Origin of the sequence: Streptomyces sp. NPDC050704 (assembly GCF_040654355.1) — a bacterium.
GTDB lineage: Bacteria > Actinomycetota > Actinomycetes > Streptomycetales > Streptomycetaceae > Streptomyces.
The window spans coordinates 15,234-34,457 of the sequence record NZ_JBFAHW010000072.1; the positions used below are offsets into that span (position 1 = coordinate 15,234).

General features: G+C 69.8%; 15 protein-coding genes. 10 read left to right on the forward strand and 5 right to left on the reverse strand.

What is annotated here, in order from left to right; translation table 11 throughout:
- Nucleotides 1–201: 201 nt before the first annotated feature.
- Nucleotides 202–1,317, forward strand: a complete 1,116-nt coding sequence (locus tag AB0I18_RS33695) for an AI-2E family transporter (RefSeq protein WP_363109458.1) — start codon at nucleotides 202–204, stop codon at nucleotides 1,315–1,317.
- Here the strand turns inward: AB0I18_RS33695 and AB0I18_RS33700 are convergent.
- Nucleotides 1,230–3,479 carry a SpoIIE family protein phosphatase gene (locus AB0I18_RS33700; RefSeq protein WP_363109459.1) on the reverse strand — a complete coding sequence of 750 codons (2,250 nt, stop codon included), beginning with the start codon at nucleotides 3,477–3,479 and terminating at the stop codon, nucleotides 1,230–1,232. The genes AB0I18_RS33695 and AB0I18_RS33700 overlap by 88 nt on opposite strands.
- A gap of 176 nt (nucleotides 3,480–3,655) precedes the next feature.
- On the opposite strand from AB0I18_RS33700, the gene aspS reads away from it, so the two are divergent.
- From aspS to AB0I18_RS33715, 3 genes are all read left to right on the forward strand, one after another.
- Entirely contained in the window at nucleotides 3,656–5,419 is a 1,764-nt protein-coding gene (gene aspS / locus AB0I18_RS33705) for an aspartate--tRNA ligase (protein WP_363109460.1), read from the forward strand.
- A gap of 131 nt (nucleotides 5,420–5,550) precedes the next feature.
- Nucleotides 5,551–6,507, forward strand: coding sequence for an intradiol ring-cleavage dioxygenase (locus AB0I18_RS33710; protein WP_363109461.1), 957 nt, complete (start codon nucleotides 5,551–5,553; stop codon nucleotides 6,505–6,507).
- 234 nt (nucleotides 6,508–6,741) lie between these two features.
- Nucleotides 6,742–8,142, forward strand: coding sequence for an MFS transporter (locus tag AB0I18_RS33715; RefSeq protein WP_363109462.1), 1,401 nt, complete (start codon nucleotides 6,742–6,744; stop codon nucleotides 8,140–8,142).
- Nucleotides 8,143–8,206: 64 nt separating this feature from the next.
- Here AB0I18_RS33715 and AB0I18_RS33720 read toward each other — a convergent pair whose 3' ends face one another.
- Both AB0I18_RS33720 and AB0I18_RS33725 read right to left on the reverse strand, forming a co-directional pair.
- Entirely contained in the window at nucleotides 8,207–9,658 is a 1,452-nt protein-coding gene (locus AB0I18_RS33720) for an ATP-binding protein (RefSeq protein ID WP_363109463.1), read from the reverse strand.
- A 146-nt stretch (nucleotides 9,659–9,804) separates the two neighbouring features.
- Nucleotides 9,805–10,698, reverse strand: a complete 894-nt coding sequence (locus AB0I18_RS33725) for an oxidoreductase (protein WP_363109464.1) — start codon at nucleotides 10,696–10,698, stop codon at nucleotides 9,805–9,807.
- 248 nt (nucleotides 10,699–10,946) lie between these two features.
- Here AB0I18_RS33725 and AB0I18_RS33730 point away from each other — a divergent pair, with 248 nt between their 5' ends.
- The 5 genes from AB0I18_RS33730 (at nucleotide 10,947) to AB0I18_RS33750 (ending at nucleotide 16,353) form a co-directional block, all read left to right on the forward strand.
- Nucleotides 10,947–12,272 carry a polysaccharide lyase family 1 protein gene (locus tag AB0I18_RS33730; RefSeq protein WP_363109465.1) on the forward strand — a complete coding sequence of 442 codons (1,326 nt, stop codon included), beginning with the start codon at nucleotides 10,947–10,949 and terminating at the stop codon, nucleotides 12,270–12,272.
- A gap of 233 nt (nucleotides 12,273–12,505) precedes the next feature.
- Nucleotides 12,506–13,153, forward strand: a complete 648-nt coding sequence (locus AB0I18_RS33735; protein ID WP_363109466.1) for a DUF4956 domain-containing protein — start codon at nucleotides 12,506–12,508, stop codon at nucleotides 13,151–13,153.
- Nucleotides 13,150–14,007: a VTC domain-containing protein gene (locus AB0I18_RS33740; RefSeq protein WP_363109467.1), complete on the forward strand. Its 858-nt coding sequence runs from the start codon at nucleotides 13,150–13,152 to the stop codon at nucleotides 14,005–14,007. Before AB0I18_RS33735 ends, AB0I18_RS33740 begins: the two co-directional genes overlap by 4 nt.
- Nucleotides 14,004–15,857 carry a carbohydrate-binding domain-containing protein gene (locus AB0I18_RS33745; RefSeq protein WP_363109468.1) on the forward strand — a complete coding sequence of 618 codons (1,854 nt, stop codon included), beginning with the start codon at nucleotides 14,004–14,006 and terminating at the stop codon, nucleotides 15,855–15,857. Before AB0I18_RS33740 ends, AB0I18_RS33745 begins: the two co-directional genes overlap by 4 nt.
- A 130-nt stretch (nucleotides 15,858–15,987) precedes the next feature.
- Nucleotides 15,988–16,353, forward strand: coding sequence for a hypothetical protein (locus tag AB0I18_RS33750; protein ID WP_363109469.1), 366 nt, complete (start codon nucleotides 15,988–15,990; stop codon nucleotides 16,351–16,353).
- 37 nt (nucleotides 16,354–16,390) lie between these two features.
- Here the strand turns inward: AB0I18_RS33750 and AB0I18_RS33755 are convergent, their stop codons facing one another.
- Both AB0I18_RS33755 and AB0I18_RS33760 read right to left on the reverse strand, forming a co-directional pair.
- A complete protein-coding gene (locus AB0I18_RS33755) occupies nucleotides 16,391–16,867 on the reverse strand; it encodes a hypothetical protein (protein ID WP_363109470.1) in 477 nt (158 codons plus the stop codon).
- A 69-nt stretch (nucleotides 16,868–16,936) separates the two neighbouring features.
- Nucleotides 16,937–18,139 (reverse strand): glycosyltransferase, encoded by a 1,203-nt coding sequence (locus AB0I18_RS33760; RefSeq protein WP_363109471.1) that lies wholly within the window; start codon nucleotides 18,137–18,139, stop codon nucleotides 16,937–16,939.
- A 279-nt stretch (nucleotides 18,140–18,418) separates the two neighbouring features.
- On the opposite strand from AB0I18_RS33760, the gene AB0I18_RS33765 reads away from it, so the two are divergent.
- Entirely contained in the window at nucleotides 18,419–19,156 is a 738-nt protein-coding gene (locus tag AB0I18_RS33765; RefSeq protein ID WP_363109472.1) for a hypothetical protein, read from the forward strand.
- The last annotated feature ends 68 nt before the right edge of the window (nucleotides 19,157–19,224 follow it).

The window sequence follows — 19,224 nt, forward strand, 5'->3', positions numbered from 1 at the left end:
GCACAGGCCCCGCAGGGACCCGTATCGTCCCGGCCGTTCACGGGAATGCCGTGGGGGCGGGTTGTAAGATCTGCGCAGTCTCGGCGGCGGCCGGTCCGGCATCTTCGGCGACGTCGGGCGGCCCACGCGTCTTCGGCGCTCCTTGTCCGGTTGAGGCTGTTCCCATGGGACGGTCCGGCCGCCTCACGAACGGCTGGCAGCGTGCAGGCCCTGCGCCCTCTCCTCCCCGAACCCGTCCGGCGGCTGGCCGCCTGGTGTGTCGTCGTCCTGCTGGTCATCGCCGTGGTGTCCGTCGGGATACGGCTGGCCATCGAGATCAGGACGGCCGTCATCCCGGTCCTCCTCGCGCTGCTCGGCACCGCGCTGCTCGGCCCGGTCCACCAGCGCCTGGTCAGGGCGAAGGTCAACCGCTCCCTCGCGGCGGGCCTGACCTGCCTGGCCGTGCTGGCGGTCGTCGGCGGAGCGGCGTACATCGTCGTCACCGCGCTCATCGACACCGGTGACCAGATCGTCGCCTCGCTCAAGGACGCCGCCACCTCGCTCAACGAACGCTTCGGCACGGCGGGCACCTCGCTGGAGGACCTGGTCGACAACGGCCGGGAGCTGCTGGGCAAGTTCGGCGGCAGCGCGGCGTCCGGGGTGCTCAGCGGGATCAGCGTCGTCACCGAGTGGATCACGATGGCGGTGCTGGCGCTGTTCCTCGTCTTCTTCTTCCTCCGGGACTCCCACCGCGCGGTCGGCGCCCTGCGCGGGTTCACCACGCCGGGCAGCGCCGACCTCGTCGAAGCCATGGCCCGGCGCGCCTACGCGGGCGTGGAGGGCTTCATGCGCGGGACGACGGTCATCGCGCTGATCGACGCCGTCTGCATCACCGTGGGCCTGCTGATCCTGCAGGTGCCCGGCGCGGTCGGCCTCGGCGCGCTCGTCTTCGTCGGCGCGTACATCCCCTACCTCGGCGCCTTCATCTCCGGCGCGGTGGCCATCCTGGTCGCCTTCGCCGACCGGGGCCTCGCCATCGGGCTGTGGGCGCTCGGCGTCGTCCTCGCGGTCCAGGTCCTGGAGGGCAACGTGCTCCAGCCGATGGTCCAGAGCCGCACGGTCCAGATGCACCCCGCGGTCGTCCTGCTGTCGATCACCGCGGGCGCCTCGGTGGCGGGAATCCTCGGCATGCTCCTCGCCGTACCCCTCACGGCGGCCGTGTTCGGCGTGCTCGCCGAGCTGCGGACCCGTTACAGCCCGGCAGGTTCCCCCGAGGATCCCCCGGCGGGCTCCCCCTCGGATCCCCCGGCGGATATCTCGCCGGCCGCGGACTCGTAGAGCTCGAACCAGATGCTCTTGCCCTCGCCCCGGGGGTCCACGCCCCACGCGTCCGCGAGCAGGTCCATCAGCATCAGTCCCCGCCCCGAGGACGCCAGTTCACCGGGGTGCCGCTTGTGGGGCAGGTCGTCGCTCCGGTCCGTCACCTCGACCCGCAGCCGACGGGAAGCATGGGAACCCGGCTCACCCGCTCCACCCGCTCCACTCGCCGCACCCGTCCCACCGGTCATTTCGGCTACGAGCAACGCGTCCCCGTCCGTGTGGACGAGCACGTTCGTGACCATCTCGGAGACCAGCAGTACCGCCGAGTCGACCTGGTCGGCGGAGGCCCAGTCGTGGAGGAGTTCGCGCATCTGCTGCCGGGCTCCCGCGACCCGCTCGGGCTCGGCCTGCGCGACGGTCAGCATGGTGCGGCGCACGGAAGGCCGTACGGTCACGCTGTCGGCGCAGCCGCATCCCTCCCCCTCCCGGCAGAGCAGCAGCACCGCTATGTCGTCCTCGCGGCGGTCCACCAGCGGCCCGGTCGTGTGGTGCGAGGAGGGCCCGAGTACGGCCTGGACCAGTGCGTCGGCGAGGGACTCCAGGTCGCCGTCGTGGCTCTCCAGGATCTGGCGTATGCGGCGCCAGCCGGTGTCCAGGTCGTGCCCGCCGGTCTCGATGAGCCCGTCCGTGCAGATCAGCATGGTCTCGCCCGGCTCCAGGAGGAGCCGCGTCGTCGGATAGTCGGCGTCCGGGTCTATGCCGAGCGGCAGCCCGCCCGCGGTAGGCCGTGTCAGCACGGTCCCGTCGGCCATGCGTATCGCCGGGTCCGGATGCCCGGCCCGGGCTATCTCCAGGACGCCGTTCTCCGGATCGACCTCCACGTACAGGCAGGTCGCGAAGCGCAGGTCCGTCATCTCCTCGTCGTACGTGATCCCGTACAGGAAGCGTGAGGCGCGCGAGAGGACCGCGTCCGGGCGGTGGCCCTCGGAGGCGTACGCCCGCAGCGCTATCCGGAGCTGGCCCATCAGCCCGGCGGCGCGCACGTCATGGCCCTGGACGTCGCCGATGACCAGGGCGAAGCGGCCGCCACCGGAGTTCGTCCGGGAGGTGCCCCCGGGCAGCGGGATCATGTCGTACCAGTCGCCGCCCACCTGGAGCCCGCCGCCCGTCGGGACGTACCGGGCCGCGACGCTCATCCCCGGGATCTGCGGTCCCAGGGTGGGCAGCATCGAGCGCTGGAGGCCGTCCGTGAGCTCCCGTTCGGACTCGGCGACGCCGGCCCGGGACAGCGCCTGCGCCAGCATCCGCGCCACCGTCGTCAGCACCGAGCGCTCGTCGGGCGTGAAGGTGACCGGGTACGTGAAGGCCGCCATCCACGCGCCCATCGTGCGGCCCGCGACCGTGAGCGGCAGGAACGCCCAGGACTGGCGGCCGAAGTGCTGGGCGAGCGGCCAGGAGGCGGGGTAGCGCGATTTGTAGGCCTCCGGCGAGGAGAGGTAGACGGCCCGGCCGGTGCGGACCACCTCGGCGGCCGGATAGTCGGTCTCCAGCGGCATGTGCAGGAACGGGCGCTCGTCCTCCGGCTGCTGCCCGTGGTGGCCGATGACCGTCAGCCGGTCGCCCTCCGCGCCGAACACCGCGAGCCCGTCCGGCGAGAAGCCCGGCATCGACAGGCCGGCCGCGACCCGCAGCACCTCCTCCGTGGACCGCGCCTCGGCCAGCGCGCGCCCCGCGTCCAGCAGGAACGCCTCGCGCGAGCGGCGCCAGTCGCCCGTGACGGGCGTGCGCGCGGCGGTGCCCGGCGGCGGCTCGGTGACCTCCTGGAGGGTGCCGATCAGCTCGTACGCGCCGGTGTGCCGGTCGATCGACGACTTGGAGCGGCTGCGTACGGTACGGATCACGCGGCCCTGCTCGTCCATGACCCGCAGCCGGAGCTCGGCGAGCGTGCCCTCGGCGGCGGCGAGTTGCACGACCCCGTTGACCTCGTTCCAGTCGACGGGGTGAAAACGGGCGCGCGCGCCTGCCTCGGTGAGCACGGTCGGCTCTGCGGGCAGGCCGAGGAGCCGGGAGGCCTCGGCGTCGAGGGTGACCTTCCCAGCGCCGTCTTCCCACCTCCACAAACCCGTGGCGAGCGTGGCGAGGACGTCCCCTACGGAGGGAAGGGGATCACCGGTGTGCATTGACCCACTGTAGGGAGAGGTGATCGAAGGGTGCCACCGAGCCAGGTGGGACGTGGGTGAGCACTGAGGAGCACCGGGTGCCAGAGCTATTGCGGGCAGTGATCTTGGGACGGCCGGTAGGCTTGCTGTGTTTCACGTGAAACATCCCCCGATCCGCGAAGACTGGATGAACGACGATGCATCGGTACAGGTCCCACACCTGCGGCGAGCTCCGCGCCTCTGACGTCGAAAGCGACGTCCGGCTGAGTGGCTGGCTGCACAATCGCCGAGACCTGGGCGGCATCCTCTTCATCGATCTGCGCGATCACTACGGCATCACGCAGCTCGTCGCCCGCCCCGGCACGCCCGCGTACGACGCCCTGGACAAGGTCTCCAAGGAGTCCACGGTCCGCGTCGACGGCAAGGTCGTCTCGCGTGGCACGGAGAACGTGAACCCGGACCTGCCCTCCGGCGAGATCGAGGTCGAGGTGAGCGAGGTCGAGCTGCTCGGCGCGGCCGCCCCGCTCCCGTTCACGATCAATGCCGAGGACGGGGTCAACGAGGAGCGGCGTCTGGAGTACCGCTTCCTGGACCTGCGCCGCGAGCGCATGCACCGCAACATCATGCTGCGTACGGCGATCATCTCGGCCATCCGCCACAAGATGACGGCGCTGGGCTTCAACGAGATGGCGACCCCGATCCTCACCGCCACCTCCCCCGAGGGCGCGCGTGACTTCGTGGTGCCGTCCCGCCTGAACCCGGGCAAGTTCTACGCCCTCCCCCAGGCCCCGCAGCAGTTCAAGCAGCTGCTGATGATCTCCGGCTTCGACCGCTACTTCCAGATCGCGCCCTGTTTCCGTGACGAGGACGCGCGCGCGGACCGGTCGCCGGGCGAGTTCTACCAGCTCGACGTGGAGATGTCCTTCGTCGAGCAGGAGGACGTCTTCCGGCCCATCGAGAAGCTGATGACGGAGCTGTTCACGGAGTTCGGCAACGGCCGCGAGGTCACGTCGCCCTTCCCGCGCATCCCGTTCCGCGAGTCGATGCTGAAGTACGGCTCCGACAAGCCGGACCTGCGGGCCCAGCTGGAGCTCGTCGACATCACCGACATCTTCGAGGGCTCGGAGTTCAAGGCCTTCGCGGGCAAGCACGTACGGGCGCTGCCGGTGCCGGACGTGTCGTCGCAGCCCCGGAAGTTCTTCGACCAGCTCGGGGACTACGCGGTCTCGCAGGGCGCGAAGGGCCTGGCCTGGGTGCGGGTGACCGAGGACGGCTCGCTGACCGGCCCGATCGCGAAGTTCCTGACCGAGGAGAACGTCGCCGAGCTGACGAAGCGGCTTTCCCTCGCCGCCGGTCACGCGGTGTTCTTCGGCGCGGGCGAGTTCGACGAGGTCTCGAAGATCATGGGCGCGGTGCGGGTCGAGGCCGCCAAGCGTGCAGGTCACTTCGAGGAGAACGTCTTCCGCTTCTGCTGGATCGTCGACTTCCCGATGTTCGAGAAGGACGAGGAGACCGGCAAGATCGACTTCTCGCACAACCCGTTCTCGATGCCCCAGGGCGGCATGGAGGCCCTGGACACCCAGGACCCGCTGGACATCCTGGCCTGGCAGTACGACATCGTCTGCAACGGCACGGAACTGTCCTCCGGCGCGATCCGTAACCACGAGCCCGACATCATGCTCAAGGCCTTCGGCATCGCGGGCTACGAGGAGGAGACCGTCGAGCGCGAGTTCGCGGGCATGCTCCGGGCCCTCCGCTTCGGCGCCCCGCCGCACGGCGGCATCGCCCCCGGCGTCGACCGCATCGTCATGCTCCTCGCCGACGAGCCCAACATCCGCGAGACGATCGCCTTCCCGCTCAACGGCAACGCCCAGGACCTGATGATGGGCGCGCCGACGGAGCTGGAGGAGACGCGGCTGCGCGAGCTGAACATCTCGGTGCGCAAGCCGCAGCCGAAGTAGTCGCTAATCGCCTCAGGGTGGCTCGGAACCGGCGTCGGTTCCGAGCCACTTTCATGTGTACGGGGGAAAGTCCGGGAAGCCACAGTGCGCACCCATGTTGTTGACAGCTTGCCTGCCTAACTTCGCTGCCCATGACGGGAAACCAAACAACCCAAGGGCCGAAACACAAGCGGGACGTGACGCGACGGAAGGTCGTCCTGGCAGGCGGCGCGGCGGTGGCCGCGGTGGGCGTGGGCGGTGCGATCGCCGCGAACGCGAACGCGGGCCAGTCGACCAGAAGCGCGTCGCCGACCGCCTCGCCCGCAGCCTCCACCTCCTCCACGTCCTCGGAGGCCTGCTACAAGCTCACCTCGGAGACCACCGAGGGTCCGTACTACATCGACGCCGACAAGCTCCGCCGGGACATCACCGAGGACAAGGAGGGCATCGCGCTGACCCTCCGGCTCAAGGTGATCGACAACGAGACCTGCAAGCCGGTCAAGAACGCCGCCGTCGACATCTGGCACTGTGACGCGCTGGGCATCTACTCCGGCTACGAGGACGCTTCCACCGGCGGCGGTGATGGCGGTGCCGGCACGCCGCCCAGTGGCACGCCCACCGACGTCCCGTCCGGTACGCCGACCGGATCTCCGCCCGCGGGCGGCGGCGGTGGCGGCGGTGGCGTCCACGAGGAGCCGACCGACGACGAGCGGTACCTCCGCGGCACGTGGAGGACGGACAGGAACGGCCTCGTCACCTTCAAGACGATCTTCCCGGGCTGGTACCGGGGCCGCTGCGTCCACATCCACACCAAGGTGCACGTGGACGGCGAGTGGACCGACGCCGGTTACGAGGGCGGGCACGCCTGCCACACCGGCCAGTTCTTCTTCGACGAGGAGTCCGTCCTCGCCTCCGCCGAGGTCGAGCCGTACTCCACGAACACCACCGAACGCACCACGCTCACCGAGGACGGCATCTACGACCAGTCCGGCACGGCCGGCGGCCTCCTCAAGCTCACGTACAAGAAGAACGACATAGCGAAGGGCGTCGTCGGCTCCATCACGATGGGCGTCGACCCGGACGCGACACAGGACGGTACGGGCGGCTGACCACCGTACGGCTGCTGGTCGTACGGCCGGCTGATGACGGTCGTACATGTGTGTAGGAACGGGCCCGGAAATGTCGCGATTCTGGGCCCGTTCCTGCTGTTCACCTCCATGTTTGTTCACATGCTTGATTCTTGGAACAACCCATTGACCCGGAACGAACGCCTCCGTTAGTTTCCCCAAGTTCCCACCTACGTGATTGCTGTTCACGTATATGTGCGACTAGGGGAGACAACGATGTCAGAAGTCGTGATACCCGGTGTGCCCGGCGTACCCGCCGAGCCCGACGCCGAGAGTCGTGCGGTCGGCAAGTTCCTGCGCCGCATGCTGCCGATCCTGGTCCTGATGCTGCTGGTCAACCAGATGGACCGGACGAACGTGGGCTTCGTCCAGGACGAACTGCGGGCCGACGTCGGAGTGAGCGCCACCGCCTACGGGCTCGGCGCGGGCCTGTTCTTCATCGGGTACGCCCTGTTCGAGGTGCCGAGCAACATGCTCATGGAGCGGTTCGGTGCCCGGGTGTGGCTGACCCGGATCATGATCACCTGGGGCCTGGTGATCGTGGCGATGTGCTTCATCCACAACGTCATGACCTTCTACGTCCTGCGCTTCCTGCTCGGCGTCGCGGAGGCCGGCTTCTTCCCCGGCGTGCTCCTCTACTTCACCCAGTGGCTGCCCGACTCCAGCCGTGGCCGGGCGAGCGCGATCTTCCTCGGCGGCTCGGCGACGGCGTACATCGTGACCGGCCCGATCACCGGAGCGCTGCTCGAACTGCACGGCGCGGGCGGATTCGCCGGCTGGCGCTGGATGTTCGCGCTGGAGGGCGTCTTCTCCATCGTCGTCGGGATCGTCGCCGGGTTCTTCCTCGTCTCCCGCATCGAGGACGCCCGCTGGCTCACGCGGGAGGAGAAGGACGCGCTGAGCGCGGCGGTCGCCCGTGACGAGGAGGCCCGCAGCCGGGCCCCCAAGGTGTCGCGGATCAAGTTGATCCTCCATCCCCAGGTCGCCGTACTGACCGCCGTCTTCTTCGCGATGGCCCTCACCGGATACGCGATCACGTTCTGGCTGCCGAGTCTGGTCGACGACATCGGCGGGCTCTCGTCCTTCCAGGTCGGACTGCTCACGGCCGTCCCGTGGATCTGTGCCGTCATCGCGATGTACACGGTCAGCCACTTCACCGACGGCTCCCCGGACCGCCGCCCGTACCTCGCGATCGCCCTGGTCCTGTCGGCGACGGGCACCTTCCTGGCCACCCTGGGCTCACCCTGGTTCGGGCTCGCCGCGATCACGCTCGCCGCGGTCGGCGGGAAGTGCGCGGCCACCCTGTTCTGGCCGATGGCGCAGTCCGGCCTCGACTTCAAGGTCGCCGCGCCGGGTCTTGCCGTGGTCAACTCCATCGGAAACCTGGGCGGTTTCGTCTCGCCCACCCTCTTCGGCTACCTCAAGGACACGACGGGGAGTACGAACGGCGGCCTTTACACCCTCTCCGCTGCGTCCGTACTCGCGGTGCTCGGGGTGGGCCTGATCCGCAGGAGCACGGGCGGCGCCGGCGGCACTGGCGATGACACGGACGCCGAGACCGGCTCCGGCCGCCCGGCACTGGCCAAGGGCCGGGTGCCGACGACGGGCGAGGCGTGACGGCGCCTGCCGGGCCCGGGGCGACGGCAGGACTCGCGAGGTCGAGGTCTCGCCCCCGCTCACCTCACGAACGCCAGGCGGCGACCACGTCCCGCGCACCCCACACCAACTCGACTCCGCCATCGGTCACCTGCCCTGTTGTCCCGGACAGCGACACCACCGCCAGACCCGTGGCGCCCGAGGCGAAGCCGGGAACCTGCGTGGCGCCCTTCTGGAGGGCAGTCAGGTCGTGCTGGTCGAACGGCGAGGCCAGCCACTTCGCGGAGCCGACGAAGAAGAGCGTGCCCGCGACGGGTGCGCGGTCGGCGCCGATGAGGTCGATCTCCGGGGAGAACCGGCGGTTCCACCAGCCGCCGACCACCTCCGTGTCGGGCCAGGGGAAGTCACCGGAGGCGGCGGCCAGTTCCAGCGCCTCCCGGATCAGCGGCTCGACGGCCCGCCCACGCCAGGTGGTCCACCGCCGCTGGACCAGCCGGTACGCGGCCTCGGGGCGACCGCGCCTCGACAGTTCCTGCGCGGAGCGCATCGCGGCGAGGTAGAAGCGCAGGTTGCTGTCGGCGAGGCGGTAGAGGGTCGGCTTGCCCGGGCTGGTGGACAGTGGAGTGTCGGAGGCGAGGACCCGCTTCTCGTCGGTGAGCCGTCGCAGCAGAGGGGACAGTATCCCCGACGGCAGCGCCCCACTCTGGCTGCCTGCCGTCGCCGCGATGTTGGCATGTGTACGGTCTCCGCTGCCCACCGCCTCCAGGACCCGACGGGACTGGTCGGGCGCCGGGAACTCGGCCATGAGGGCCGCCTCCGGAACACCGAAGAGCGGTGAGGCGGGGTCGGCGCACTCGGCCTCGACGAAGTCGAGCGCCGGGGTGCCGTGCGGCCAGGCGCGGAGAATGCCCGGCAACCCACCGGAGACAAGGTGCGCATCGACGGCGTCCGCGGCTTCCAGTCCCAGCGCGTCCCCGGTCTCGGCCGGGTTGAGCGGGCCGAGGACCAGGCTGTCGGCCCGCCCGTAGAAGGGCCGGTCGTACGCGGTGAACCGCTCCATCATGTGCAGATCGCTGCCGAGGAGCAGGAGCAGCACCGGCCGAGTGGCCAGCAGCCGGTCCCAGGCCGTCTGGAGCGCCCCGTCGAACACGGGGTCCTGCTCGGCGAGCCACGGCAGTTCGTCGAGTACGACGACGCTGGGCGACGCGGGCAGCACGGCGGCCAGTGCCCGGAACGCGTCCGGCCAGTTCGTGGGGGCCTCTTTCGGCACAAGCTCCGGGTCGGCGGGCAACGAGGACTCCCTCAGCTCCGCCATGAAATCCGCGATCCCTTCCACTGGGGAGGCGCCCTTGGTGGCGCTGAAGAAGACGTACGGCCGCTGGGCCCGGTCGCAGAACTCCTGCACGAGCCGAGACTTCCCGACCTGCCTCCGCCCCCTTATGGCCAGGGCGGCCCCGGCGCCGCCGGCGGTGACGCGGTCGAGGCGTTTGCGGAGGAGGGCCAGCTCGGCGTGGCGGCCGACGAAAGGGGTGGGCACGGGGTCCTCCCGGGCGAGGGGTATTGGGTAGATTCATTCTACGTAGATTGATACTACCTACTTGTACTCCCCGTAGCCCCCACGGCCTCGCCGCCCTCCTGTACCGGATACGGGCAGGCCGCCCGTAACACCATCGACACCGTCCGTCAGACCGGCCCGATGGCGTAGCGGACGCCGGTGAGGTCTTCCGATCGCGCCCACAGCCGCGCCGCGGACCCGGTGTCTCGTGAGGCGCGGCTTGAGCGGACCAGGGTCGGGTAGCCGTTGCGCTGCGCGAATCCGTCCGGGCCGACGCAGGTGCCGCCCGCGACGCCGGGCGCCGTGGCGGCGTACAGGATGGGCAGCGCGCCCATCTCGGGGCTCTGTGCGGGTCCGCCGGCCAGGAGCTTGCCCTGGAGGGAGGTGTCCCGGCGCATTCCCTCGGTGGCGGCGACGCCGGGGTGGGCCGCCACGGAAATCGTCCGCCGATCCGCCGCGGACAGCCGCCGTTCGAGCTCGTAGGCGAACAGCAGGTTGGCCAGCTTGGACTGCGCGTAGGCCGGCCAGCGCTGGTAGCGGCGGTGCTCCCAGTTCAGGTCGTTGTTCAGGTCGCCGCGGATTCGGCCGAGCCGGTGCAGGCCGCTGGTGACGGTGACGACGCGGTCGCGCACGCGGTCGATCAGCAGGCCGGTCAGCGCGAACGGCCCGAGGTGATTGGTGCCGATGTGCCGCTCGAAGCCGTCCGCCGTCGTGCCCTTCGGCACCGCCATGACCCCGGCGTTGTTGATCAGCACGTCGACTTCGGCGTCACCGTCGAGGCCGTCGGCGAAGGCCCGTACCGAGGACAGGTCCGCCAGGTCGAGCCGGCGTACCTCGGTGTCCCCGTCGACCGTGGCGGCCGCCGACCGCGCCCTGTCCTGGTCGCGGCACGCCATGATCACCTTTGCGCCCGCCACGGCCAGCACGCGGGTCGCCGCTACGCCGAGTCCGCTGTTCGCGCCGGTGACGATCACCGTGCGCCCGTGCTGATCGGGTACGTCCGCCGTTGTCCACCCGGTCATGTCGCGCCTCCTCCGCCGTGCGCCGGCGCCGCACACCTAGGGATTGTCGTCGGTTCGGTGCCGATGTCGAGTGTCGAGCCCCCTCCCGCCAGGACGGGCAACGGCCAATTCCACCCGCCGAGTTGGCCGAAAACGCGCGGCAACCTTTCCGGCCACGGCAGCCACAGATGAGTCAGAAGCTCCATCCACGTCCGGCGGAGCTTCACACAGCACACGTGTCCCACAAGAACCACGTAAGGAACTCATTCGTGGCATCCCCCGCGGCACCCCCCTCCCACCGCCGGTCCCTCCGTCGGCGGCGCACCGCCCTGCTCTCCGTCGGTGCCGTCGCGGCCGCCGGTCTCGGCGCTGTCCCCTTCGTGATGAACGCGAACGCGGGTGCCGTAGAACTGGCCCGTCAGACGCTGCCCGCCAAGGACGGCTGGGCGGCCTCCGGCTCCGGTACGACCGGTGGCTCGAAGGCCTCCACCGCGCGCGTCTACACCGTCTCCACCCGGGCCCAGCTGGTGAAGGCACTCGGCGCCGCCACCAACTCCGCGCCGAAGATCATCAAGGTAAAGGGCAAGATCAACGCAAACACGAACGCCGCGGGCAAGGCGTTGACCTGCGCCGACTACTCCTCCGGCACCGGTTACTCGCTGGCGGCCTACCTGAAGGCGCCCTCGGGCTCGCAGGAGAAGGCGCGCGCCGCCGCCCAGGCGAAGCAGAAGAAGAACATCGTCTTCACGGTGCCGGCCAACACGACCATCGTGGGCGTACCGGGTACGAAGGCCGGGATCACCGGCGGCAGCCTGCAGGTGAAGAACGTCGACAACGTCATCATCCGCAACCTCTCCCTCACCAACACGAGGGACTGCTTCCCGGCCTGGGACCCGGACGACGGCGACACCGGCAACTGGAACTCGGAGTACGACTCCGTCACCCTGCGCGGGGCGACCCATGTGTGGGTCGATCACAACACGTTCAGCGACGGACCGAACTACGACAGTGCCGCCAAGACATACTTCGGCCGCAAGTACCAGCGGCACGACGGCGCCCTCGACATCACCAACGGCTCGGACCTGGTGACCGTCGAGCGGAACAGGTTCACCAACCACGACAAGACGATGCTGATCGGCAGCAGCGACACCGACAGCGTCGGCAAGCTCCGCGTCTCCATCCACCACAACGTGTGGAAGGGAATCTCCCAGCGCGCCCCGCTGGCCCGCATCGGCCAGATCCACCTCTACAACAACTACTACGACACGACGACCGTCAACGGCTACGCGCACTCCTACAGCATCAACTCGCGTGCCAAGGCGCAGGTCATCGCCGAGCGCAACTACTGGAAGGTCCCGGCCGGCCAGAAGATCGCGAAGCTCCTGAGCGGCGACGGCACAGGCGCGATAGCGGGCACCGGAAACCTGGTGAACGGCAAGGCCACCAACCTCGTAACCGCGTACAACACGGCCAACTCGAAGAAGCTGAAGACGACGGCGAACTGGAAGCCGACCCTGACGGCCCGCCTCCAGCCCTCAGCGGCAAACCTGCCGACGTCCCTGGCATCGACAACCGGCGCCGGAGTCCTCTCCTAGCGTTACCGTCCGTCCCTCTGTCCTCCCTCCCGACCGACCGGCCGCCGGTCGGGAGGGAGGGCGGACGCCGTGTGCGTTCATCTCGGCGTCGGCTCAGCTTCGGTTGCTGTACTTTTCAAGCTTCGTTAAGGAAAGGCAAAGGAGCCTCACAGGAAGACCCTCGATCGTCGTTGTCATGAGCCCAATAACCGCTACCGCGGGCTACGACGGCAGATCCGAGGGAGACAGCTGACATGGACCGGTTGCTTCTTGTGGTCGCCGATCTGGTCGCCATCGCCGTACTGACCTTCGGGATCTACTTCCCGCGTCATCACCGCCGGGACCTGGTCGCCGCCTTCCTCGGCGTGAACGTCGGTGTGCTCGCCGTGGCGATGATCCTCGGCTCCACGTCGGTCGGAATCGGCCTGGGGATGGGCCTCTTCGGCGTCCTGTCGATCATCAGGCTGCGGTCGTACGAGATCGCGCACCAGGAGATCGCGTACTACTTCTCGGCGCTGGCCCTCGGTCTGCTGGCCGGGCTCTCCGAGTCCGTCGGCGTCCTGCACGTCGCGCTGATGGCGCTCGTCGTGGTCACGCTCTTCGTCGCGGACCATCCCCGGCTGTACTCGCGCCACCGGCAGCGGGAGCTGCGCCTGGACTCCGCGCACACGGACGAGGAGGCCCTGCGCGCGCACCTCGAAGTGCTGCTGGGCGGGCGGGTGGTGAACCTGTCGGTCAAGGCGATCGACCTCGTCAACGACACGACACACGTCGAGGTCCGGTACGTCGTCGTCGGCCCCGCCTCCGGGACGCCCGAGTCCAGGCCCAGGTCCACGCTCACGCCCGAGCGGGCCGGCGGGACCGGCTCCCGTACCGCCGCCGAACAGGGAATCCGGGCGTGACAGCCCTCGACGCCGTCCGGCCGGTGGTGGGCACGCTGCGGCCGATCGGGCTCGACGAACTCGTCGCGCAGGCCTCGCTGCTGACCCGGCTGGACCGCAAGTACATGCTGCCGGTGGCCGACCTGCCCTTCGTACTGGGCGGCCTCGACGAGGACACGAGGGTCCTGGAGGCCGACGGGGCGAGGGAGTTCGGGTACCGGTCCGTCTACTTCGACACCCCGGAGCTGGACGGGTACCTGGGCGCCGCCCGGAGCCGGCGGCGCAGGTTCAAGCTCCGGATCCGTACGTATCTCGACTCCGGGCAGCACTTCCTGGAGATCAAGACCCGGGGGCCGCGCGGCACCACGGTCAAGCAGCGCGTCCCGTACGAGATCCCGCACGGGACCTCGTACACCTCATGCACCTCATACGGGACCGCGCGGGCGGGTTCGTACGGGGGGGGCATCCGGCGGCTCGGGCCCGAGGCGCGGGCCTATGTCGACGCCGTGCTCGGCGAGGCCGGGATCGACTCCGCCCGCTTCCGGTTCGTGCCCGCGCTGACCACGTACTACCGGCGGACCACGCTCTTCCTCCCGGCCACCGGGAGCCGGGTGACCGTCGACACCGGCCTGACGTGGGTCCTGCCCGACGGGAAGGCCGCCCTGCGGACCCCGGACCGGACCATCGTCGAGACGAAGGCGGGCCGGGCGGGCTCGGGCGCCGACCGGCTGCTCTGGTCGCTGAAGCACCGGCCCTGTCCCGTCTCGAAGTACGGCACCGGGCTTGCCGCCCTGCGCCCCGACCTGCCCGCCAACCGCTGGCTGCCCGTACTGCGGCGCCACTTTCCGACCGCCCTCGACGGGAGCCCCTCATGAGAAGTGCACGAAGGTTTCGTACGAAGGCGGCCGGCGCCCTCGCCTCGGTGGTGCTCGCGACCGCGGCGCTGGCCGGGTGTTCGTCGGAGTCGGGGAGCGAGTCGGACTCCGACTCCGGGTCCTCGTCGGCGAGTTCGGGCGGGAGCGGGTCGGCGGCCGCCGCGGACGGTGGTCAGAACGCCGCCGCCGTGCTCGCCGACAACAAGAACTCGCACGCGAAGGCCTCCGACGGCGACTGGGACGAGTCCGACGCCGTCGCGATCGAGCTGGACGGCGACTCCGCGTCCGTCGAAGGGGGTGGCGGTGGCGATGCCGGTGGGGTGACGGTGAAGGGCTCCACGGTGACCGTCACCGCCGGCGGCACGTACCGGATCAGCGGCACCCTCTCCGACGGTCAGGTCGTGGTCAACGCGCCTGAGGACGATGTGCAGTTGGTGCTCGACGGGGCCGAGATCTCCAGCTCCTCCGGTGCGGCGATCGACGTCACCGAGGCGGATGAGGCCGTGGTCGTCCTCGCCGACGGGAGCGCGAACACCCTCAGCGACGCCGACTCGTACGCCGACGACGCCGAGGCGAACGCCGCGCTCCACAGTGCCGCCGACCTGACGGTCACGGGCGGCGGGAAGCTCACCGTGCACGGCAACGGCAACGACGGCATCGCGAGCACGGACGGCCTGGTCATCGCCTCCGGCACGGTCACCGTCGACGCCGCCGACGACGGCATCCGCGGCAAGGACTACCTGATCGTGGAGGGCGGGAAGATCACCGTCACGGCCGGGGGCGACGGGCTCAAGGCCGACAACTCCGAGGACGCGGACTCCGGTTACGTCGCGGTCGGTGCCGGGACGGTGAAGGTGACCGCCGGGGGCGACGGCGTCGACGCGGCGACCGACGTGGTGGTCACTGGTGGCACGGTGAGTGTGGAGAGCGGCGGCGGGAGCGGTACGCAGCCGTCGGACGACGTGTCCACGAAGGGGCTGAAGGCGGGCGTGATCAACGTCCTTGAGGGCGGCACCGTCTCGGTCGACTCCTCCGACGACGCGGTCCACAGTGACGGCGCGGTCCACGTCAACGGGGCGAAGGTGACGGTCGCGAGCGGTGACGACGGGGCTCACGCCGAGGGCGATCTCACCGTCGACAAGGGGTCGTTGAAGATCACGTCGGCGGTCGAGGGAGTCGAGGGCGCCGACATCTCGGTGAACGGCGGCTCGGTGGAGATCCGTTCGAGCGACGACGGGGTCAACGCGGCCGGCGGTACGAGCACTTCCGGTGGGGGCGGCTTCGGTGGAGGCGGCGGCGGAGGCGGTGGTGAGGATGTCGGCGACTTCAAGCTGACCGTCACCGGCGGCACGCTCGTGATCACCTCCGACGGCGACGGCCTCGACTCCAACGGCACCGCCGATATCAGCGGCGGCACGGTCGTCGTCAACGGGCCTGAGCAGGCCGGTAACGGTGCCCTCGACGTCAACGGCACCTTCACCGTCAGCGGCGGCACCCTGCTGGCCGCCGGCAGCGCGGGCATGGCGGTCGCGCCCGACACCGAGTCCGAGCAGGGCTGGCTCTCCGCGACCCCCGACTCGGCGGTCGCCGCGGGTACGACCCTCCACGTCACGGACTCCGACGGCGAGGTCCTGGCCACCTTCGTCACGTCGAGGCCGGTCCAGAACGTCGTCTACTCCTCCTCCGCCGTCAAGAGCGGCGAGGAGTACCGGATCAGCTCCGGCGGCTCCGCCTCGGGCACGAGCACCGGCGGTCTGGCCGCATCGGGCAAGATCGGCTCGGCCGAGGAGATCGCCACGGTGACGGCGGGCGAGGCCCCGGAGGGAGGCTTCGGCGGCGGCCGGAGGTAAGCGGGGTACCGGGGTACGGGGGGTACGGGGCAGGTGGCAGCCGTCGCGCGGGTCGGTGGTCGGGGGGAGACTGGAGGGAGAGACGCGGAGATTCCAGAGACCCCCGCAATGATCCGGTCCTGGAGGAATCATGACGGCTACCACTCGGAGCGACACCCCCGTGGCCATCGAGGGCAACGGAGTAGAGCTGCGCGCGCAGGAGGTCGGCGGAGACATGAGCGTCGCCTTCGCGCACCTTCCCAAGGGCACGGACATGACGCCGGCGGTGAAGGGCCTGCACGACGACCAGTGCCAGTGCCCCCACTGGGGATACCTGTTCAAGGGCCGGCTGAAGATGCGTACGAAGTCGGGCGACGAGGTCTACGAGGCAGGGCAGGCCTTCTACTGGCCCCCCGGTCACGTTCCGGAGGCGCTTGAGGACTGCGACTACATCGACTTCTCGCCGACGAAGGAGTTCAACGAGGTCATCGACCACGTGAAGGCGCAGCTGGGGTGACGCCGGCTGCCCGGCCGTGAACTCAGGTGCCGTGGGCTCAGGTGTCGTACAGGCCGTCCCAGGGCGGGCCGAAGCCGAGGCGGTCCGGGTAGAGCTCGGCCCAGGCCTCGCCCTCGTCCTCGCCGGTCAGCAGGCCGAACAGCACGCCGTCGAAGGTGAGCTGGAAAGGCCGGATCGCGATGTCCGTGTAGGAGCGCCGGGGGAGGCTCCGCAGCAGGGTCGCGAGGTGGGCCTGGGCCCGGGAGAGTACCGAGTCCCGGCCCTCCGGGGCGCGCTGTTGCTCGGCCCAGGTGCCCGCGCACCAGATCTCCGACTCGCGGTACCAGCCCTCGGCGTCGAAGGTGTGGAGCACGGTGTAGAGGCGTTTGTGCTCTTCCCAGCCGTCGTCGGGACGGAAACCTTCGGGGAAGGCGTACGTGACCGACGCCAGGAACTGGCCATCCGCGTAGCGGCCGATGGCCTCGGTGCGGTGGTGTGGCTCGTAGGCGATCGGGATGACCTGGGGGACTGCCATGGCGAAACCATACGGATGAATCGTGGACATGCCAGTGGCGGGGCCTGTAAAGCGGGACCGTAGCAGGCCTCAGCCTGTCTGCGAGGCTGCTTGCAGATCTTCGGCCGAACGGTCCCGGCGGCCCTCGGGGGTGGCCGGATCCGGCCGGGCGGCGAGCCGCAGCTCCGCGAACTCCCGGTTCTTCAGGGTCTGTTGGCGGTACGCACCGGGCAGGTCCGGCATCGAGAGGAGCAGGTCACAGGCCCGGAGCGAGGCGGCCGGGTCGCCCACCCAGTAGGCCGTGACGGAGAACTCGAACAGCAGACCCCATCGGTACACCCACGGCTGGACGAAGAGAAGGTCGTCCGGGGGTTGCTGACCGAGCCGCGCGCTGACGATGGCGTGCGCGGTGTGGTGGTGGCCCCGGACGCGGAGCCGTGAGGCCAGTTCGTAGCAGGCCTCCAGCCGTTGCGGACGGGATTCCCAGGCGCGGGTGAGGGCGTCCATGGCGGCGGGCCAGTCGTCGGCGTCGGCGTTGGCGTCTGCGTCTGCGTCTGCGCGGAGGACGCCTGCCTGGAGGAGTGCGTAGTAGACCTCCTCGGCCCAGCCGCCCATCGCGGCGCGGCGTTCGTAGAGGGCGATCGCCGCCGCGGTCTCGCCCATGTCGCGCATGGTCTGTGCCAGGTAGAAGACGGTGCGGGTGTTGGCGGGGTCGCGTTCGAGTTCGGCGGTCAGGAGGCGGGCGTCGCGCTCGAACTTGTCGTGCCGTGAGCCGCCGTTGGCGAAGTCCTCGACGACGAGGGCGTCGAGGTTCTCCTGGATCTCCTGGGTATCAGAGATCCCCGGGGTGTCCGGGGTGTCGGCCCGGTCGGCGGTGAGGTACTCGTGGGTGACGCCCTCGTAGCGCCAGGGGAGACCGTCGCGGACCAGGCGTTTGACGCGGTACTCGGTCGCGCCCTCGTGCCGCAGCATGTACGAGTCGGCGGTGAGCGGGGGCAGTGGTCCTTCCCGGCGGAGTACGAGGTCGGCGTCGAGCAGGAGCAGGTAGTCGGCCCTGCCGCGGGCCCGCCCGATGTTCAGGCTCCGGTTGTGGCCGAAGTCGACCCAGGGGTCCTCGTGCAGCTCGCCCGGGATGCCTTCCAGCGCCGTACGGACCAGGTGCCGCGTTCCGTCGGTCGAACCGGTGTCGGAGATCACCCAGGTGTCGATCAGGTCGCGGACGGAGGCGAGGCATCGTTCGATGACCCGCGCCTCGTTCTTGACGATCATGCAGAGGCAGATGGACGGCTTCACGGCAACACCACTCCCGGCGACTCGGACCGGGAGACCGTACGCACCGGACCCCTCCGGCGTGGCGCGGCTCGCCGACAGCCGCCATTCGATTCGCTGTCGCGCACGCACCCATTGAGGTATCGAGGGTGGGCTGATCTGCTGATCACACTGGAAAAGCCTCAAGGCGTTGCATCTGCGATCCGATGTGGGCAAGGGAAGCTCGAACGTGTTTCCGGCATGTCACCCGATCTCACCTGATCTAACTAGATCTCACCAGATCCGGATCAAAAGGAGCAGTGTATGAGTCCTGAGCCCAGGACCCGGTCCTCCCTCGGCCCGCTCCCCGCGCGGAGCGCATGGCTGACCTGCGGGGCCGTCGCCTCGCTCGCCCTCGTCCTCGCGGGGATCGCGAACCCGGCGGTGGCCGTCTCGCGCACCGTCGCGCCGACCGCAGACATCACGGTGGCGGGTCCCTCGGGCCCGTCCACCGGGGACGACTGCAAGAAGCCGACCGGCCCGAACAAGCCGAGGCCGGAGGGCAAGGCGCAGTCGTCGGTCGACGTGCGGCACGACAAGTGCAAGGTCGGGCCTACGGGGCCTCCTGGTCCCAAGGGTCCCAAGGGCGACCCTGGACCGGCGGGGCCCGTTGGTCCCGCTGGTCCTGTGGGGCCCAAGGGTCCCAAGGGTGACCCCGGCCCGTGCTCCGACATCGACACCTACAGCCCTTCGAACACCGAGGACTTCCAAGCTGTCCTCACCGGCGGGAACGCGTTCGCCGGCAAGGCGAGCGTGCCCGGCGGAGCGATCGTCTGGCAGGACCTCACCAACCCGGACGACGTCGGTACGGATCCCGACAATGACGACTACCCGGCCGACGCCTGTGCCATCGCCATCGAGGCTCAGGGCAAAGACGCGTTCATCAAGGTGGTGACGACGGGCGGAGAGGTGTGGCAGACGCACGGCGACGTCGGCGGCAATACCTTCGTCTGGGATGAGCCCTGGTCCAAGCAGATGTCGAAACCGACGCCGGTGGTCTAGCGAGCAAGCAAGTTCAAGGGTGACCTGACCCACGGCCGACACCTGCAGCCCGCCCGAGTCGGCCAAGG